Source organism: Treponema sp. OMZ 790 (assembly GCF_024181285.1).
GTDB lineage: Bacteria > Spirochaetota > Spirochaetia > Treponematales > Treponemataceae > Treponema_B.
Genome location: NZ_CP051201.1, coordinates 2,389,133 through 2,405,123, shown reverse-complemented (window position 1 = coordinate 2,405,123; position 15,991 = coordinate 2,389,133). Strand labels below are relative to the sequence as shown.

Genomic DNA, 15,991 nt, shown 5'->3' with positions numbered 1-15,991 from the left:
TCTTGATAAGAGCTATTGAATATTATAAAACTTAATTATAGAATGGTATATACAAATAATCTGTAAGGTTGCTTATGTTTTTAAATTCTAAACAAAATAAATTTGTGCTTTTTTTTATCTTCTCATTTTTTTTATTTTGCTCTTGTCAAAGCATTTATAAAAAACATTCTCCTGATTTTTCTTTCATAGAAAATTCAAAAAAAGAATTTGTATGGGAAGAATTGACAAAGGGTGTTTGGATTTCTCATATTGAATATGAAGATTATCCTCTTATAGTGCATGCAGTAAAATTGGATTTAACCAATCCTAAGTTAAAAATTGTTGTAACCGAGTCTGAACTTTTTAATGATAAGGGAATGGTGAAACGGGAAACAACTTTAAGTTTTGCAAAAAGGCATAATACAATAGTATCCGTAAATGCTTCATTTTTTAAATTAAAATCTTTTTTATTTTCTTCACGAGGAGAACCTATCGGTATTCATATAGACAAAAAAATACATTTATCTAAACCCTTTCTTGAATATGGAGCACTTTGTTTTTCACCGGATAATTCGGCCTTTATAATCGAAAAACAAAAGCTTGAAAATCTTGTCGGTATTGAATATGCAGTGAGCGGACACAAGGTAATTTTAAAAAACGGAAAAGCCGTTATCGCCGATATTATTGCAAGAGAAGACTCAAGAACTTGTGCGGGGATAGATGAAGACGGTAAAACTTTGTTTATTTTTTTTGCCGAAGCTGAAAACAAGAAAAAAAGCAGGGGTATAACTTTTAATCAGGCTTATTTTTTTATGCGAAAACTTGGCGCAAGCCATGCTCTTCATTTGGATGGAGGGGGTTCAAGTACTTTGATAATCAAAAGAAAAAATAATTTTTTTGTTGAAGTTCCGTCAATTTCGAATTTTAGTTTACGCAAGGTTGTGACTAATTTAGGTTTTATCATTGAGTAAATGGCAGGCTGCAAAATGTCCGCTTTCAATCTCGACAAGATCGGGAGAAATCGATTTGCATTTTTCAAAGGCCTTGGGGCAGCGTTTATAAAATCGGCAGACTTGCGGCGGATTGATTGCGCTGCTTATTTCCCCTTTGATATGAATGCGTCTTGCATACATAGGCGAGGCTATATCTGTGCTCGGTATTGCTGAAATTAATGCTTGAGAATAAGGATGAAGAGGCTTTTTATATAGTTCTGCACTTTTTGCGAATTCCACAAGTTTACCTGAGTACATAACGCCGACCTTGTCCGAAATATATTTTACTATAGATAAATCATGGGCAATAAAAAGATAAGTCATTTTAAATTCTTTTTGAAGTCTTATCAATAAATTTATTATCTGTGCTTGAATTGAAACATCTAATGAAGAAATCGGCTCATCGCAGACTATAAAATCGGGTTCTACTGCCAAAGCTCTGGCAATTCCTATTCTCTGCCTTTGCCCTCCGGAAAATTCATGCGGAAATCTATTTGCATGTTCGGGTACAAGTCCTACCGTTTCGAGAAGAGAATATACGGCATCCTCTCTTTCTTTTTTTGTTTTGTATAAGTTATGAGCTTCCATTCCTTCAGAAATAATTTGCGAAATTGTCATGCGCGGATTAAATGAAGCATAAGGATCTTGTAAAATTATTTGAGCTCTCTTTTTAAAAGCGTGCAGTTCTTTTTTTGAGGCAGAACCTATATCTGTTCCGTCGAAAACTATTTTGCCGCCGTTAGGACGGTATAAACCCAGAATTGTTCTTCCGAGAGTTGTTTTACCGCAGCCCGATTCGCCTACTATGCCTACGGTTTCCCCTCTATTTATTGAAAAGCTTACATCATCTACTGCGTGAAGAACATCGCGGTGTGCCAGACGGAAATATTTTTTTAAATTGCAAACTTGTAAAAGACAATCATTCATCTGTTTTTCCTTTTGCAAATTCATGTTGAAGCCAACATGAGGTAAAATGACCTTCTTCTATTTGCATTCCGGGAGGTTGATGGGTAAGACAAACCTTCATACATTTTTCGCACCTATCTGCAAAGGCGCATCCTTTTGGAAGGGAAAGCATATCGGGATGATTTCCTTCAGGCGCATAAAGTGTTTTTTCTTTTAACTGATTAACTGATGGAACAGCGGCAAGCAATGCCTTGGTATAAGGGTGTTGCGCATTTTTAAAAATATGTTCGGTTTTGCCTCGCTCAATAATTTTTCCGGCATACATGACTTGAATGCGGTCTGCGATCTCGGCTGCAATTCCAAGGTCATGTGTGATAAGCATTACCGCTGTCTTTGTTTCTTTTTGAATTTTTTGTATTAGTTCCAAGATTTCGGCTTGAATTGTTACGTCGAGAGCTGTTGTCGGTTCATCGGCAATTAAAATTTTAGGATTACTTGCAAGTGCAATTGAAATTAAAACCCTCTGCCTCATTCCGCCTGAAAATTCGTGAGGGTATTGTTTGAGCCTTTTTTCCGGGTCGGGAATTTGTGCCAATTCTAAAATTTTTATTGTTTGTTCCAAGGCTTCTTTTTTACTTACCCTTTGATGAATTAAAATGCTTTCCATAACTTGTTTGCCTATGGGCATTGTAGGATTTAAATATGTTAAAGGGTCTTGAAATATCATGGATATTTCGTTGCCTCGAATGTGCTGCATTTCTTCTTCCGTATATTCCAAGATATTTTTATCTTCAAAAATAATTTGAGAATTTTCGTGTATGCGTGTTTTTTTTCCGGGGAGGAGTTTTAAAATCGAATGAGCTGTGACGCTTTTGCCGCAGCCTGATTCTCCTACCAGCACTAAAGTTTCATCCTCATACAAATCAAACGAAATACCGTTTACTGCATAAATTGTTCCGGCATAATTTTTAAATGTAACTTCTAAATTTTTAACTTGAAGAATCGGCTTCATTTGTTCTTCCTTAAATGAGGGTCCATTGCATCCCGTAAAGCGTCACCTATAATCTGTAACGATAAAATTGTCAAACTTATAAAGAGGGCCGGAAAAAATAATTGATAAGGATAAAAAAGCATCGTTTTTTGAGCCTCGGAAGCTAACAGTCCCCAGCTTGTATATGGAGGCTGTATTCCTAAACCGATATAAGATAAAAAGGCTTCCCCAAAAATAAATGAAGGAATATCGAAGGTCAAAGCTATTATCATAACGCTTACGGTATTGGGAAGTAAATGTTTTACTATTATTTTAAAAGGACTTGTACCTAAAGCTTTTGCTGCTAAAACAAAATCTTGATTTTTAAGTTGAAGGATCTGCCCCCGTACAAGACGTGCCGTAAAGCACCAGCCTGTGATTGTCATTGCGATGATAATCGAAAAAATACCTTTACCGAAAATAAGCGAAATTAAAATAGCGGTAATTAAATAAGGAACACTTGAAAGTATTTCTACTATTCTCATCATTACGGTATCCGTTTTTCCTCCTGTATAGGCCGAGATTCCTCCATAAATCAAGCCGATGCTTATATCTATTGCAGTACCTATAATTGCGATTAAAAGAGAGGCTCTTCCGCCCTTGCATACTCTCGTAAATATATCGCGCCCTAATTCATCCGTTCCAAAAAAGTGTGAAGAGGAAGGGCTCATATTTTTTTCTTTTAAATTTCCTTCATCATCCGGGTATCCGCTTAAGATAGGCCCGAATGTACATACCAAAATAATTAATCCTAAAACTATGCAAGAAAAAAGGGCACGTTTGCTTTTTTTAAAGCGCCTTCTTACATCTTCCCAAAAACCAATACTTACCCTTGTAGTTTGAAGAGTTTTTTTTGTTCTGTTGACAGGGATAAAATCTTCAGGTTTTAAATCGAGTTCTTTAATTTGATTATTGCAATCGGAATCTATTTTATTCATAAACTAAAGAACCTCATTTTTTGTTTGAACTTTAATCCGCGGGTCGAGTAAATTATAAGCTATATCGACTATAATTAAAGATGTTACATATAAAAACGAGATAAATATGGTTTGCCCCATAACCATTGTATAATCTCTTTCCGAAATTGAACGTACAAAGTAAGAGCCTAATCCGGGTACCGAAAAAATATTTTCAATTATAAATGTTCCGGTAAAGGTGAATGCGATTTGAGGGCCGAGCATTGTTATGATAGGTAAAAAGGCATTACGCAAAATATGACTTTTTATAATTCTTACCTTTGAAGCACCCTTGGCCCTTGCCGTTAAAATATAGTCTTGATTTACAATATCCAAATAATTGGAACGCATGTACCGGGAGTATTTTGCAATGGGCCCTATAGCTAAGGCCAAAGACGGGAGCACAGTATACTTAAAACTTCCCCATCCTGTAATTGGAAGGAGATTGTGTTTAATGCCGAAAAAATATTGAAGCATTTGTCCCATAACAAAACTCGGAATGGATATGCCTATCACCGCAATTAAAATAAGGCTGTAGTCGAATTTTTTTCCGCGGTTTACTGCTGCCAAAATGCCGAATAGCAAACCCGCAGAAACTCCGAAGAATAAGGCTTGAAGTCCAAGTCTTGCAGAAATGGGAGCATGGGTTTTTATTACATCCGTAACGAGCCTCCCGCGATAATAAAGAGATGTGCCTAAATCTCCTTTAATTAAAATATTTTTCCAAAAAACTATGTATTGAGTAAAAAGAGGTTTGTCGTAGCCGTATTGAGAATAAAGGTCTGCTCTCCTTTCTTCAGGCAGATTTTCTGCTATTGTTTCAATAGGATTCCCCGGAATAATATGCACCAAAAAAAAGGTAATACTGGCAACGATGAACATTGTAAGAATACCATATAAAATTCTTTTAAAAATAAAGTTAAGCATCTTTAAAATGAGCCTTTCTTTGTTGAGCTTGGAAAACAGAATATCACAAATTCGGCATAATAGGAAGAGGTTTTATTAAAAAAAATCTGCACCGAGCGGTGCAGATTGAATATTGACTTATTTTTCTCTAACTTCGATTTTTACGCCTATGGATTTTAAGCGTTCAACCAAATGCTCATAACCGCGCTCTATCTGATAGACGTTTCTGATAATGCTTTCTCCGCGGGCACAACAGGCCGCTATCACCATTGCCATACCGGCCCTTACATCCGGTGAAACCAAGTCGCTTCCATGGAGTGAGCTTGGGCCGGAAATAACTGCACGGTGGGGATCACACAAGGTAATGCGTGCTCCCATACCTATGAGTTTATCTACAAAAAACATTCTTGATTCGAACATCTTTTCGTGAATTAAAACCGTTCCTTCAACCTGCGTTGCTATTACCGTCATAATACTTGTCAGATCAGGCGGAAAGCCGGGCCATGGAGCATCATCGATTTTAGGAATCATTCCGCCGAGGTCACAGTTTACCTGCATTTTTTGTTTATCGGGAACGGTCAGCGTTGTTCCTTCAAGAGTCCAGCCTATGCCTAGTTTACCGAAAGCTACTTTTAAGGGTCTCATATCCCTCGGTTCCACGTCAGTTATTTTAAGCTGTCCCCTTGTAACCGATGCAAGTCCTATAAAAGAACCTATTTCCATATAGTCCGGACCTATTCGGTGTTCCGTTCCGCCTAATTTTTTGACTCCTTCAATTGTCAATATATTTGAGCCGACTCCGCTAATTTTTGCGCCCATTTTGTTTAACATATTACAAAGCTCTTGAACATGAGGCTCGCTTGCTGCATTTGTAATGATGGTTGTTCCTTCTGCAAGGCTTGCTGCCATGATAGCGTTTTCGGTTGCGGTAACGGAAGCTTCATCCAAGAAAATATCTTCACCCTTTAATTTATGAGCGATGAAAGAAAAATTTTGATCCGTTTCGACTCTGGCGCCCAATTCGGTTAAGGCCAAAAAATGAGTGTCTAATCTTCGGCGGCCTATAACATCTCCTCCGGGAGGAGGCAAAATGGCCTTGCCTGTTCTTGCTAAAAGAGGGCCTGCAAATAAAATGGAGGCTCTTATTTTTGAGGCTAAATCTTCCGGTATCTTGCTTGTTTTTACTTTTTCGATTTGAAGCTTGAATACGTTTTTTTCTATTTTTTCGTAATGCCCTCCTAATGCTTCAAAGACTTGAAGCATTACAAAAACATCTTCAATTTCCGGAATGTTTTTTAAAATTATAGGTTCTTCCGAAAGAATGGCTGCGGCAATGCAGGGAAGGGCAGCATTTTTATTTCCGCTTGCTTTTATTGTTCCCTTTACAGGGAAGCCGCCTTGTATAATATATTCGTGCATACTTAACCTCCTATAAAAACTTTTTGTAGCAAATATCAATTTGCGAAAAAAGTTTTTTCAAGTAGTTTTGCATAAAGCAAAACTACATACAATAATGCGATGTTTTGTGCAAAGCACAAAACTCGAAGATAAACAGTGAGGCAGAATTCCTGCCGAACTGTTTATCGAATCTCCTATAAAATAACAATTTACTTAACCGTAATAACTGAAGCTACACGACCGTCAACGGTATATACATAATTTTTATTTGTAGTATCGGGCAGCCGGGTTCCGCCTGAAAAATAAGCGTAGAGCCAAGTGCCTGAGGGTAAGTTCAAATTTAGTTCATATCTTCCGGGAGAAACTTCGATTAGATCATACATAAAAGGATCCCAGTTATTAAATGAACCCGCAAGTTTTATGTTTTTTTTAGCTTCTCCCAAATAGGTAAATTTTACTGCATTTTTATTGCTTATTCCGGTTTTATATTCTTTTTTATAGGGAACATTAATGCAGGAAACGCTCATGCTGTGCAGATTATCAAAAGCCGTATTCTGATTTATCGGATCTGGCGACCAAAGTCCGTCTATTACAAGCCTATACCTTATTTCGGTTAACTCATCAGGAATCGGAAAAATATAGAAAAAAATAGTTTTTTCGAATTCGCTTCGATTGAGTTTTTTAAAAGAATGGATGCGCTTGTAATCTTCATGTGAAAAAGCTATTCCTATATGTCTTTTTGCAGAGGATGTAAAGATTATATATCCGTCCTTAATTTTGGGCGCTTCAACTCTTACGATTGATTCTGTTAGTTTTTGATAAACTTCCGGTTCAATACCCTTTTCTGAAAAAACTGAGGGCAAAAATAGAGCAATAAAAAATAATAGACCTAGTGTTTTTTTCATTATCATTCCTCATTTTAGTTTCGGAAAAATAAAAAAAATCTTAAGAGATAAGTACTCCGCTTTGAGGAGGCAGAACCTTGGCCCATTTTTTTATAAGAGTTTGAGCTTCTTCGGCTTCAAGCAGTTCTTTGAAAAAAGAATTTACATTGGATACCTGGCTTTTTATGGTTTCCAATTCTGATTGTGCAAAACGGGAAAGGACATAACCTGAAATATCGGGCGAAGAATCTCCTCCTTGAGAAGAAAAATCCGGCCGGCCTATTCCTATCCTCAAACGGAAAAAATCTGCCGTATTTAAAACCGATTTTACAGAGCGCAGGCCGTTGTGTCCTCCAAGGCCTCCTCCCCATTTAAAGCTGATAATGCCGGGTTTTAACTCCAGCTCATCATGCACTATCAAAATATTTTCAGGCTTTAATCTAAAAAAGGAAGCGGCTGAAATTACGCTTTCTCCAGATAGGTTCATATAGGTTTCGGGCTTTAACAAATGGATTACTCTTCCTCCTGTTATGGAAGGAGATGCCTTTGCGTATTGTCCTTTAAATTTACTCTGCCATACGGCATTTGTTCCTATGTCTATTAAATCACATAAAACCCAAGCTGCATTATGCCTTGTGTTCTCATATTTTTTTCCGTAATTACCCAAAAAAGCGATTAAGTCTATCATCTCATCTCCAATTACATTCTGAATTCTTCACCAAGATAGATTTTGCGGGCAATCTCGGAATTTAGAATTTCGTCTTTGGAGCCCTGTTCTACAATTTCTCCGCTGCCTATTATGTATGCCCTGTCGGTTATCTCCAAGGTGTCCCTGACATTGTGGTCGGTTATCAAGATGCCTATACCTTGATTAGCTAAAATGCGTACTATGCTTTTTATGTCGTGTACTGCAATCGGATCAATACCGGCAAAGGGTTCATCTAAAAGTAAAAACTTGGGCTCTATAGCTAAAGCTCGTGCTATTTCCGTACGTCTTCTTTCTCCTCCGGAAAGAGTGTAGGCTTGTTGCTTTCTGTTTGCCGTAATTCCGAACTCTTCAAGTAAGAATTCCAGTCTTTCTTTTTTTTGTTCTTTGGAAAGATCTTTGCGTGTTTCCAAGATAGCATAAATATTTTGCTCGACAGTAAGTTTTCTAAAAACTGAGGCTTCCTGCGGTAAATAAGAAATACCTGCATGAGCTCTTTTATACATTGGTAAGGCCGTTATCTTTTTACCGTCCAGATAAATATTTCCCGCATTCGGTTTGTAAAAACCAACAATCATATAGAATGTAGTTGTTTTTCCGGCTCCGTTTGGGCCTAAAAGTCCTACAATTTCTCCCTGATTCATCGAAAAGCTAACATCCTTTACGGCATGTTTTTTTCTAAAAAATTTATTTAATCCTTCAACTTTTAAAATGCTCTTTGTGTCAAACATTGGATTGTTCCTCTTGATTTTGAGTTGATTCTGATTCATTTTGATTTTCGGTTTTATCGGTGTCGTCTTTTTCTTCTTTTACTTGCTCTACTGAACCTCTGACGCGGCCATCCAGAGCTATGTCTTCCGTCTCCAGATTTACCGAAATTTTTCCGGCTCTAAATTCGTCTTTTGCTTTTTTTACGATAGGACGGCCTGTTAACTCAACCTTCGCCTCTTTTCTATTATACAGGGCAAACATCGAAATACAATTTATATCCTTATTTATTATTTTAACACTGAAGCGTATGATCATTACTTCTTGTTTTTTTTTGTACTCCATATTTTCGGCAGTGATAGTTACATCATTTTTTGTATCCTTCAGTTCTATTTTTCCGAACATTGTAACCGTATCGGTTTTTCTATCAAAGTTGATAAGATCTGCCTGAAAACTATAACCCTTTTCGGTATCGCTGCCCTTTACCGAGCCGTTTGCGTTCACATACCGATAATCTTTTCCGAAAATTTCAATGCGGTCTGCCGATATGGTTAAACTGTCTACTTTGATTTCGGCATTGCCGATTAAATTTGTCGATTTTTTATTTTCAGCAACGGAGGCTGTTACCTTGTCTGCTTTGAAACTTATAGTGGAGATTTCAGCTGCGGCATGTGACAGGGAGAAAAATATAAAAAAACATAAGATAAAAATCTTATTGTTCTTGTGATTCGGAAATTTCTTCATTTTTTTTCTCCTCATTTTTAGTTTTAATCTTACCCTCAATTGAGTGTAAAAATTCGAATTCTTTGGAAAGGGTATTTGCAATGAATCCTTCTCCGCTTATATAAAGTTCATCTCCCTGTTTTACAGTGACCGAGCCGGTTTCCACTCCGTAAAGAATATTTTCTTTTTTGTCCCAAAAAAATGCCTCGCCCGAAATCATCAGGCCTTCTTTTAAATCTTCAAAAAAAACCTTTTGCCCTAAAAAGTAGTTATTGTTCTTTTCGTCTATTTTTATAAGTCCGGCTCTTCCCTTGAGTTCCGCCTCAGGATTGTCTTTTTCGAGCGATTTTTTATCTATTTTAAAAAAGCGCAAATTCTTTCCTGCCCACGTTTTATCGGTGTCATAAATCTCCAATTTTGCGAAATTTATGCGTAAATTTAAAGAATTTTCCTCATATTGGTCCAAATTTGCATTTTTAAATACAAAATTCGGTTTTTTTTCAAAAATTTGTGCCTCTTTACTATAGTTTAAACTGCAAGAAAATGATATAATAGGCAGAATAGAGGCTATAAGCAAATTTTGAGCTTTCTTAAAATTCATGGTTTATTATACTATCTTTTTTAATCTTAGTCAAAAGGTTTTGACTGCCGATTGACATAAGAGCGGATAGTGCGTAGACTATAAAATATTTAAAAAATAAATTTAAAGATAACTAGGAGCCTAGAGTATGTCAGATTTTTTAACTGATCAAGAATTCCGTATGTTTAGCGATTTAATATATACCGCAAGCGGTATTACTTTTTCCGATACTAATAGGTCTATTTTGGAAAGCAGGTTAAAAGAAAAACTTAGAGACAAGAAACTTGAAAAAGTTTCGGATTATTATGCGATGCTTATTAAGGACTCTGAAGAGCAAAAGAGCCTTTTGGATTCCGTTACAACAAACCTTACAAGATTTTTTAGAAATCAACCTCACTTTGATGCATTGGAAAATTATGTTATTCCCGAACTCGTAAAGATAAAAAAAACCGCGGGAAAAAATAAGATTAAAATATGGAGTGCAGGTTGCTCGACAGGGGAAGAACCCTATACTATAGCCATGGTAATGAAAAAGAATTTGCCTATAGGGTTTTCCGCCGAAATTACTGCATCGGACTTGTCGCTTAAATGTCTTCTTGTTGGTAAAACCGGGTTTTATCAGGAGTCCAGAGTTGCAGGAATTCCTGATGATTATTTGAAGCTTTATTTCGATAAGTTGAATGACGGTTATCAGGTAAAAAAAGACATAATGCAAATGGTGAATTTTGACTATCATAACTTAAAGCATGATTCAAAGCACATTGATTTTGATTTGGTATTTTGCCGAAATGTTTTGATATATTTTGACGAACCGGCTCAAAAAGACGTTATTGATAGATTTTGGCGGGCTATGTCGCCTAAATCCTTTTTGTTTATAGGCCATTCGGAATCTCTTTTCGGGATGGACACTCAATTTAAGTTTATGAAGACGGATTGGGCCTGTTTTTACCAAAAAGGTTTTTGATTTTAAAGGTTTGATATAATTTTATAAAGGAGTTTTTATGGAAGATATTCGTGTTTTAATAGTGGATGATTCTGCGTTAATGAGGAACCTGATAGGGAAGATTATCGATGCAACCCCCGGCTTAAAAATAGCCGATAAGGCGATGAACGGCCGTTTTGCCCTTCAAAAATTGGATCGTGTAGCTCCTGATGTTATAGTATTGGATTTGGAAATGCCCGAGATGAACGGTATTGAGTTTTTGCGAGAACTTAAAAAACAAAATATAAAGATTCCGGTTGTAATTTTATCCAGTATTGCAAAAGAAGGTGCTAAGATTACAATGGATTGTTTGGAGCTTGGCGCTTGTGACTTTATAACAAAGCCTTCCGGTTCGGAGTCTGCTAATTTAAATACGGTTTCAGAAACTCTTTCGAAAATGTTATTGGCCTATGGCCGGCGTCATCAAATTGAAACAGGCACAAGAGGAGGTGAAGAAAGAAGATCAATTTCGGAAGCCTATAAAACTCCTCTCCCAAAGCCCATTACGGGTGTTGCAGCAGAGCCTCAAAAGGAAGAAAAACCCAAGGCTCAAAGAGAGCCTGGGAATATTCAAATTATCGCCATAGGAATTTCGACAGGCGGCCCCAATGCTTTGCGGCAAGTTTTTGCATCCATCGATAAGGATTTGCCTCAACCAATAGTTGTGGTTCAACATATGCCTCCCGGATTTACAAAAGAATTTGCTTCCAGTTTAGATAAAATATGTCCGCTTGAAGTAAAAGAAGCGGAAGACGGCGATCTTATAAAACCCGGCCGCGTTCTTATTGCTCCCGGCGGAAAACATCTTGTCGTAGAAAAACGCTCTCTTGCCGCGGTTGCAAAGGTTATAGATGCTCCGCCTCAAAGCGGTCATAAACCCAGCGTTGATGTTTTGTTTGAATCGGTTGCAAAGGAATATCAAAATCATGCTCTCGGAATAATAATGACCGGAATGGGAAAGGACGGAGCTCAAAATATTACAAAATTGTTTACTGAAGGTTCCCGTACAATAGGACAGGATGAAGCTTCTTCAGTTGTATACGGTATGCCCCGTGTTGCGTGGGAAATGGGCGGCGTTATGGAACAGGTAAGCCTTGACAACATGGCTTCGGTAATAAACCGTTACGGAAGAGAATTCGCCTAAAAGATCAGATCTATCGGCTTTAAAAAGATAAAAACCGTCCGGGAAAGGACGGTTTTTTTGTGCAAAGTATGGACTTATACTTAAAAAGTTTTTTACAGCCTTATAAAGTGCAATAAAAGTTCTCCGTCTTTGGAATAGAATTTTATTTCGTTTACACTTATTTGAATCGACTCGGTGTTTTTTAAATTTTGTTCAAAAGCTGCATCAAAGGGCTTGCCTATAGTATTTGACGGATCAGCAAGTTTTTTTGAGCTTATTTGAAAACGAAAAGATGCCTCCGCTTGGTTTTTACTTTGTTTATGTTTCCATGTTCCGGCATAGTTTGTAATGCCGCTGGCAGCTTCAAATGTTCCGTTTTTTAAAAAGTTGATACGGGAAGCTGACATATTTGCATCCAAGGGCATATAAACACCGTTTTCAAAAGAACAGCCGGCTAAACGCCAAACTCTCTCTGTAAGGTAATCGATAAAAGGTCCTTTGATAAGCTCTTTTGACTTAGGAGAAGATTTTTTGGAGTGTTCAATTTTTGAGCCGTTCACACTTAAACACGCTGTTGTAAAGCATATAAAAATTGTAATAAAAAATAAAAAAATTAAGTTTCTTTTCATTATATTATTTTACGTAAAAAATTTGAAAAAAGCAAGGTCCCTTATTGCTTTTTTTTTGCTTTTGATGTAACATCGATTTACTCGCAATTACCTTGGGGAATTAGCTCAGTTGGTAGAGCGATTGGTTCGCAATCAATAGGTCGTGGGTTCGATCCCCATATTCTCCACTATACTTTTCCGCTAAAAACACATTTTGTTCCGGGAGCATTTTAAATGAACCACTCTTTTAAAGCCTTTTTGGCTAAAAAAAACATTGAAATATCGGCAAAACGTTATTTTATTGATGCTATGAGTGCAATGGCAATGGGGCTTTTTTCCTCTCTTTTGGTAGGTACAATTTTAAACAGTATAGGCCTTAAACTTAATATTTCTTTTTTAACCGAAACCGTCTGGCCTATTTGCCGGGATATGACGGGGGCCGCAATCGGTATAGCCATCGCTCATTCGCTAAAAGCCCATACCTTTGTGCTTTTTTCGGCAACAATAGTAGGTTTTGCAGGAAATAAGTTGGGCGGCCCTGTAGGGGTCTTCATAGCAACGATAATCAGCACCGAACTGGGAAAAGCCGTTTCCCGCGAAACTAAGATTGATCTCATAGTTACGCCGATGGTAACGATTATTTCGGGAGCCGTAATTGCTGCACTCGTCGGCCCCGGAATGGCCTCTTTTATGATATGGCTCGGGCAAATTATAATGGAAGCTACTACCTTGCAGCCTTTCTGGATGGGAGTTACCGTTTCGGTTTTGGTAGGCGTAATTCTTACCTTGCCCATAAGCAGTGCCGCAATCTGTATGATGCTTTCCCTTGGAGGGCTCGCAGGAGGAGCTGCCACTGTAGGCTGTGCCGCTCAAATGATAGGCTTTGCGGTTATGAGCTATCGGGATAACGGACTTGGAGGAAGTTTTGCCGTCGGTATAGGTACAAGTATGCTTCACATGCCGAATATTATCAAAAATCCGAGGATATGGATTCCTCCGACTTTGGCGGCGGCTGTTTTAGGCCCCTTGGCTACAATTATCTTTAAAATGGAAAACATCCCTCTAGGTTCAGGAATGGGAACCTGCGGCCTTGTAGGTCAAATCGGCACTATCACTGCAATGGATACTATAGGAAGAAACGGTTTGGACACTTATTTTGCCGTTCTTCTTTTACACTTTATTCTGCCGGCCCTTTTAGCTCTTTTCTTTACCTTTCTTTTACGAAAAATAAATTGGATTAAGGATGGAGATTTAAAGCTGGATCTTTAAAACCTTTTTAAAATAAAAAAAGACGGCCTTAAAAAAAGACCGTCTTTTTTTGTGTTTATCCGATTTCCGCTTGCCGGAAACCTAACAAAAGCTTATCCCCAGTATAGTTTTAACATCGGGGCTATAACCAATGAAACCATTGACATAAGCTTAATCAATATATTGATGGAGGGGCCGGAAGTATCTTTGAAGGGATCGCCTACAGTGTCGCCTACAACAGCAGCCTTGTGTGAGGGAGAACCCTTTCCGCCTGCGATTCCGCCTTCAATCATCTTCTTTGCATTATCCCATGCACCACCTGCATTGGACATAAAGACTGCCAATACAACGCCGGATACTGTTACACCTGTCAAAAGACCGATTAACATAGCGGGGCCTCCTGCAAAACCGACAAGAATGGGTGTAATGATTGCGGCAAGGCCGGGGATAACCATTTCTTTTAAGGCTGCCTGAGTACTGATATCTACACATCTCTTGTAATCGGGCTTTTCGGTATTTTCCAAGATGCCGGGGTGCTGTTTAAACTGGCGGCGTACTTCTTCGATCATCTTATGGGCGGCCTTTCCTACAGCCGACATTGTCAGAGCTGAGAACAAGAAGGGGAAAACACCTCCCAAGAGAACGCCTACAAGAACGTTAATGTTTGTAATATCTACACTTGCAACACCGGCTTGCTCTTTAAATGAGGTAAAGAGGATGATGGCCGTCAAAGCAGCTGATCCGATGGCAAAGCCTTTTCCTATAGCGGCCGTGGTGTTTCCTACGGCATCAAGACTGTCTGTGATATTTCGGACATCCTTGGGGAACTCGGCCATCTCGGCAAGACCGCCTGCGTTGTCGGCGATTGGGCCGTAAGCATCAACTGCAAGCTGGATTCCTAAGGTTACCAACATACCTACAGCGGCTATACCTACACCGTAAAGGCCTGCGAGCATAAAGCTTGAAAAGATTGAAGCTCCGATTAAAATCATTACGGGGAAGGCGCTTCTCATACCTACTGCTAAACCTGAAATAATCGTGGTAGCTGCACCTGTTTCACAAGAATCGACAATGTCTTTAACGGGTTTTTTTCCGGTTCCTGTGTAGAATTCGGTTATGATACCGATTAGAACACCTGCGGCAAGACCGATTACCGTAGAAGCAAAAACGTGTAAATAAGTTTGAGTTCCGTTAAACGTATCTTCTCCCATAACGAATTTTACGAGGAAGAAGACAAAAATCGTAGCGATGATTGCGGCTCCAAATGTTCCTGTGTTGAGAGCTTTTTGAGGATTCGAACCCGGTTTTGCTCTTACGAAGAAAGTTCCGATTAAGGAAGCAGCGAGTCCTGCAACCGAAATCAACAAGGGTAGTATCATCATCTTCATCTTTAAAGAAGAATCCGGAGTGTTTACGATTAAACCTAAAATCATAGCACCTACCAATGAGCCTACAAAGGACTCAAAGAGGTCTGCGCCCATGCCTGCAACGTCACCTACGTTATCACCTACATTATCGGCAATAGTGGCAGGGTTTCGGGGGTCATCTTCGGGGATACCTGCTTCAACCTTTCCTACAAGGTCGGCTCCTACGTCGGCAGCCTTTGTATAAATACCGCCGCCTACACGTGAGAAAAGGGCAATAGATGAAGCTCCTAATGAAAAAGCTGTTGCTAAGGGTAAAATAATATCTTTAAGGGTATTTTCTTCAGTTCCCAACATTGAAGTAGAGAGAATAAGAACGATAAAAAGACCTATAAATGCAAGACCGACAACGCTCATTCCCATAACGCTTCCGCCTGAAAAAGCAACTTTTAAAGCTCCGTTTAAGCCTTGATCCTTGGCGGCTTGTGTTGTGCGTGAGTTTGCTTGTGTTGCAACGCGCATACCTATGTATCCGGCTGACATTGAAGCAAGAGCACCAAGCAAGAATGAAAGAGATTGGAATTTAAGAGCTCCCTTATTTCCTATGGCTAGGAAAACGGCAACTATGGCGATGAAAGGTAGAAGAGTTATATATTCTCTTCTTAAAAAAGCCATAGCCCCATCGGCTATATGGCCTCCAATTTCTTTTAAAGCCTGATCTGAAACCTTTTGTTTATAAATCCATAAGGTTCTTACAAGTGCATAGGCTAGGGCTGCAATCCCGCCTCCGAGCACGGCATACAATGCGAGTGAAATACTCATTTTTTCCTCCTGTTGTAAAAACAACGTAAACTGAAATTATACGGTTTTTCCGTCATAATATCTTTAAATTTATCAT

16 protein-coding genes and 1 tRNA gene are annotated in these 15,991 nt (G+C 38.4%); 5 read left to right on the top strand and 12 right to left on the bottom strand.

What is annotated here, in order from left to right; genetic code table 11:
• The first annotated feature begins 74 nt into the window (after positions 1-74).
• Positions 75-950 carry a phosphodiester glycosidase family protein gene (locus tag E4O01_RS11400; protein WP_253692307.1) on the top strand — a complete coding sequence of 292 codons (876 nt, stop codon included), beginning with the start codon at positions 75-77 and terminating at the stop codon, positions 948-950.
• On the opposite strand, the gene E4O01_RS11395 is transcribed toward E4O01_RS11400, so the two are convergent.
• From E4O01_RS11395 to E4O01_RS11350, 10 genes are all read right to left on the bottom strand, one after another.
• Positions 930-1,898 carry an ABC transporter ATP-binding protein gene (locus E4O01_RS11395; protein WP_253692306.1) on the bottom strand — a complete coding sequence of 323 codons (969 nt, stop codon included), beginning with the start codon at positions 1,896-1,898 and terminating at the stop codon, positions 930-932. The two genes, E4O01_RS11400 and E4O01_RS11395, sit on opposite strands and share 21 nt — an antisense overlap.
• Positions 1,891-2,889, bottom strand: a complete 999-nt coding sequence (locus E4O01_RS11390) for an ABC transporter ATP-binding protein (RefSeq protein WP_253692305.1) — start codon at positions 2,887-2,889, stop codon at positions 1,891-1,893. The genes E4O01_RS11395 and E4O01_RS11390 overlap by 8 nt, the downstream gene beginning before the upstream one ends.
• Entirely contained in the window at positions 2,886-3,845 is a 960-nt protein-coding gene (locus E4O01_RS11385) for an ABC transporter permease (RefSeq protein WP_253692304.1), read from the bottom strand. The genes E4O01_RS11390 and E4O01_RS11385 overlap by 4 nt, the downstream gene beginning before the upstream one ends.
• 3 nt (positions 3,846-3,848) lie before the next feature.
• Entirely contained in the window at positions 3,849-4,790 is a 942-nt protein-coding gene (locus E4O01_RS11380) for an ABC transporter permease (protein WP_253692303.1), read from the bottom strand.
• Positions 4,791-4,907: 117 nt separating this feature from the next.
• Positions 4,908-6,188: a UDP-N-acetylglucosamine 1-carboxyvinyltransferase gene (gene murA, locus E4O01_RS11375; RefSeq protein WP_253692302.1), complete on the bottom strand. Its 1,281-nt coding sequence runs from the start codon at positions 6,186-6,188 to the stop codon at positions 4,908-4,910.
• A gap of 188 nt (positions 6,189-6,376) precedes the next feature.
• Positions 6,377-7,072, bottom strand: coding sequence for an early set domain-containing protein (locus tag E4O01_RS11370; RefSeq protein ID WP_253692301.1), 696 nt, complete (start codon positions 7,070-7,072; stop codon positions 6,377-6,379).
• A gap of 40 nt (positions 7,073-7,112) precedes the next feature.
• A complete protein-coding gene (pth, locus tag E4O01_RS11365; protein WP_253692300.1) occupies positions 7,113-7,739 on the bottom strand; it encodes an aminoacyl-tRNA hydrolase in 627 nt (208 codons plus the stop codon).
• An 11-nt stretch (positions 7,740-7,750) separates the two neighbouring features.
• Positions 7,751-8,488, bottom strand: coding sequence for an LPS export ABC transporter ATP-binding protein (gene lptB / locus E4O01_RS11360; RefSeq protein ID WP_253692299.1), 738 nt, complete (start codon positions 8,486-8,488; stop codon positions 7,751-7,753).
• The gene (locus tag E4O01_RS11355) at positions 8,481-9,209 is read right to left on the bottom strand and encodes an LptA/OstA family protein (RefSeq protein WP_253692298.1); all 729 of its coding nucleotides are present in this window, start codon (positions 9,207-9,209) and stop codon (positions 8,481-8,483) included. The genes lptB and E4O01_RS11355 overlap by 8 nt, the downstream gene beginning before the upstream one ends.
• Positions 9,178-9,789: a hypothetical protein gene (locus E4O01_RS11350; RefSeq protein WP_253692297.1), complete on the bottom strand. Its 612-nt coding sequence runs from the start codon at positions 9,787-9,789 to the stop codon at positions 9,178-9,180. Before E4O01_RS11350 ends, E4O01_RS11355 begins: the two co-directional genes overlap by 32 nt.
• A 127-nt stretch (positions 9,790-9,916) precedes the next feature.
• Between E4O01_RS11350 and E4O01_RS11345 the strand changes: the two genes are divergently transcribed.
• Together E4O01_RS11345 and E4O01_RS11340 are read left to right on the top strand one after the other, a co-directional pair.
• Positions 9,917-10,732, top strand: a complete 816-nt coding sequence (locus E4O01_RS11345) for a CheR family methyltransferase (RefSeq protein ID WP_253692296.1) — start codon at positions 9,917-9,919, stop codon at positions 10,730-10,732.
• A gap of 37 nt (positions 10,733-10,769) precedes the next feature.
• Positions 10,770-11,894 (top strand): protein-glutamate methylesterase/protein-glutamine glutaminase, encoded by a 1,125-nt coding sequence (locus E4O01_RS11340; protein WP_253692295.1) that lies wholly within the window; start codon positions 10,770-10,772, stop codon positions 11,892-11,894.
• A 92-nt stretch (positions 11,895-11,986) separates the two neighbouring features.
• On the opposite strand, the gene E4O01_RS11335 is transcribed toward E4O01_RS11340, so the two are convergent.
• On the bottom strand, positions 11,987-12,433 hold the full coding sequence (locus E4O01_RS11335) for a hypothetical protein (protein WP_253692294.1): 447 nt from the start codon (positions 12,431-12,433) through the stop codon (positions 11,987-11,989).
• 163 nt (positions 12,434-12,596) lie between these two features.
• On the opposite strand from E4O01_RS11335, the gene E4O01_RS11330 reads away from it, so the two are divergent.
• Both E4O01_RS11330 and E4O01_RS11325 read left to right on the top strand, forming a co-directional pair.
• A tRNA-Ala gene (locus E4O01_RS11330) sits at positions 12,597-12,669 on the top strand.
• A 46-nt stretch (positions 12,670-12,715) separates the two neighbouring features.
• Positions 12,716-13,750: a PTS sugar transporter subunit IIC gene (locus tag E4O01_RS11325; protein WP_253692293.1), complete on the top strand. Its 1,035-nt coding sequence runs from the start codon at positions 12,716-12,718 to the stop codon at positions 13,748-13,750.
• A 92-nt stretch (positions 13,751-13,842) separates the two neighbouring features.
• Here E4O01_RS11325 and E4O01_RS11320 read toward each other — a convergent pair whose 3' ends face one another.
• Entirely contained in the window at positions 13,843-15,915 is a 2,073-nt protein-coding gene (locus E4O01_RS11320; protein WP_253692292.1) for a sodium-translocating pyrophosphatase, read from the bottom strand.
• Positions 15,916-15,991: the final 76 nt, after the last annotated feature.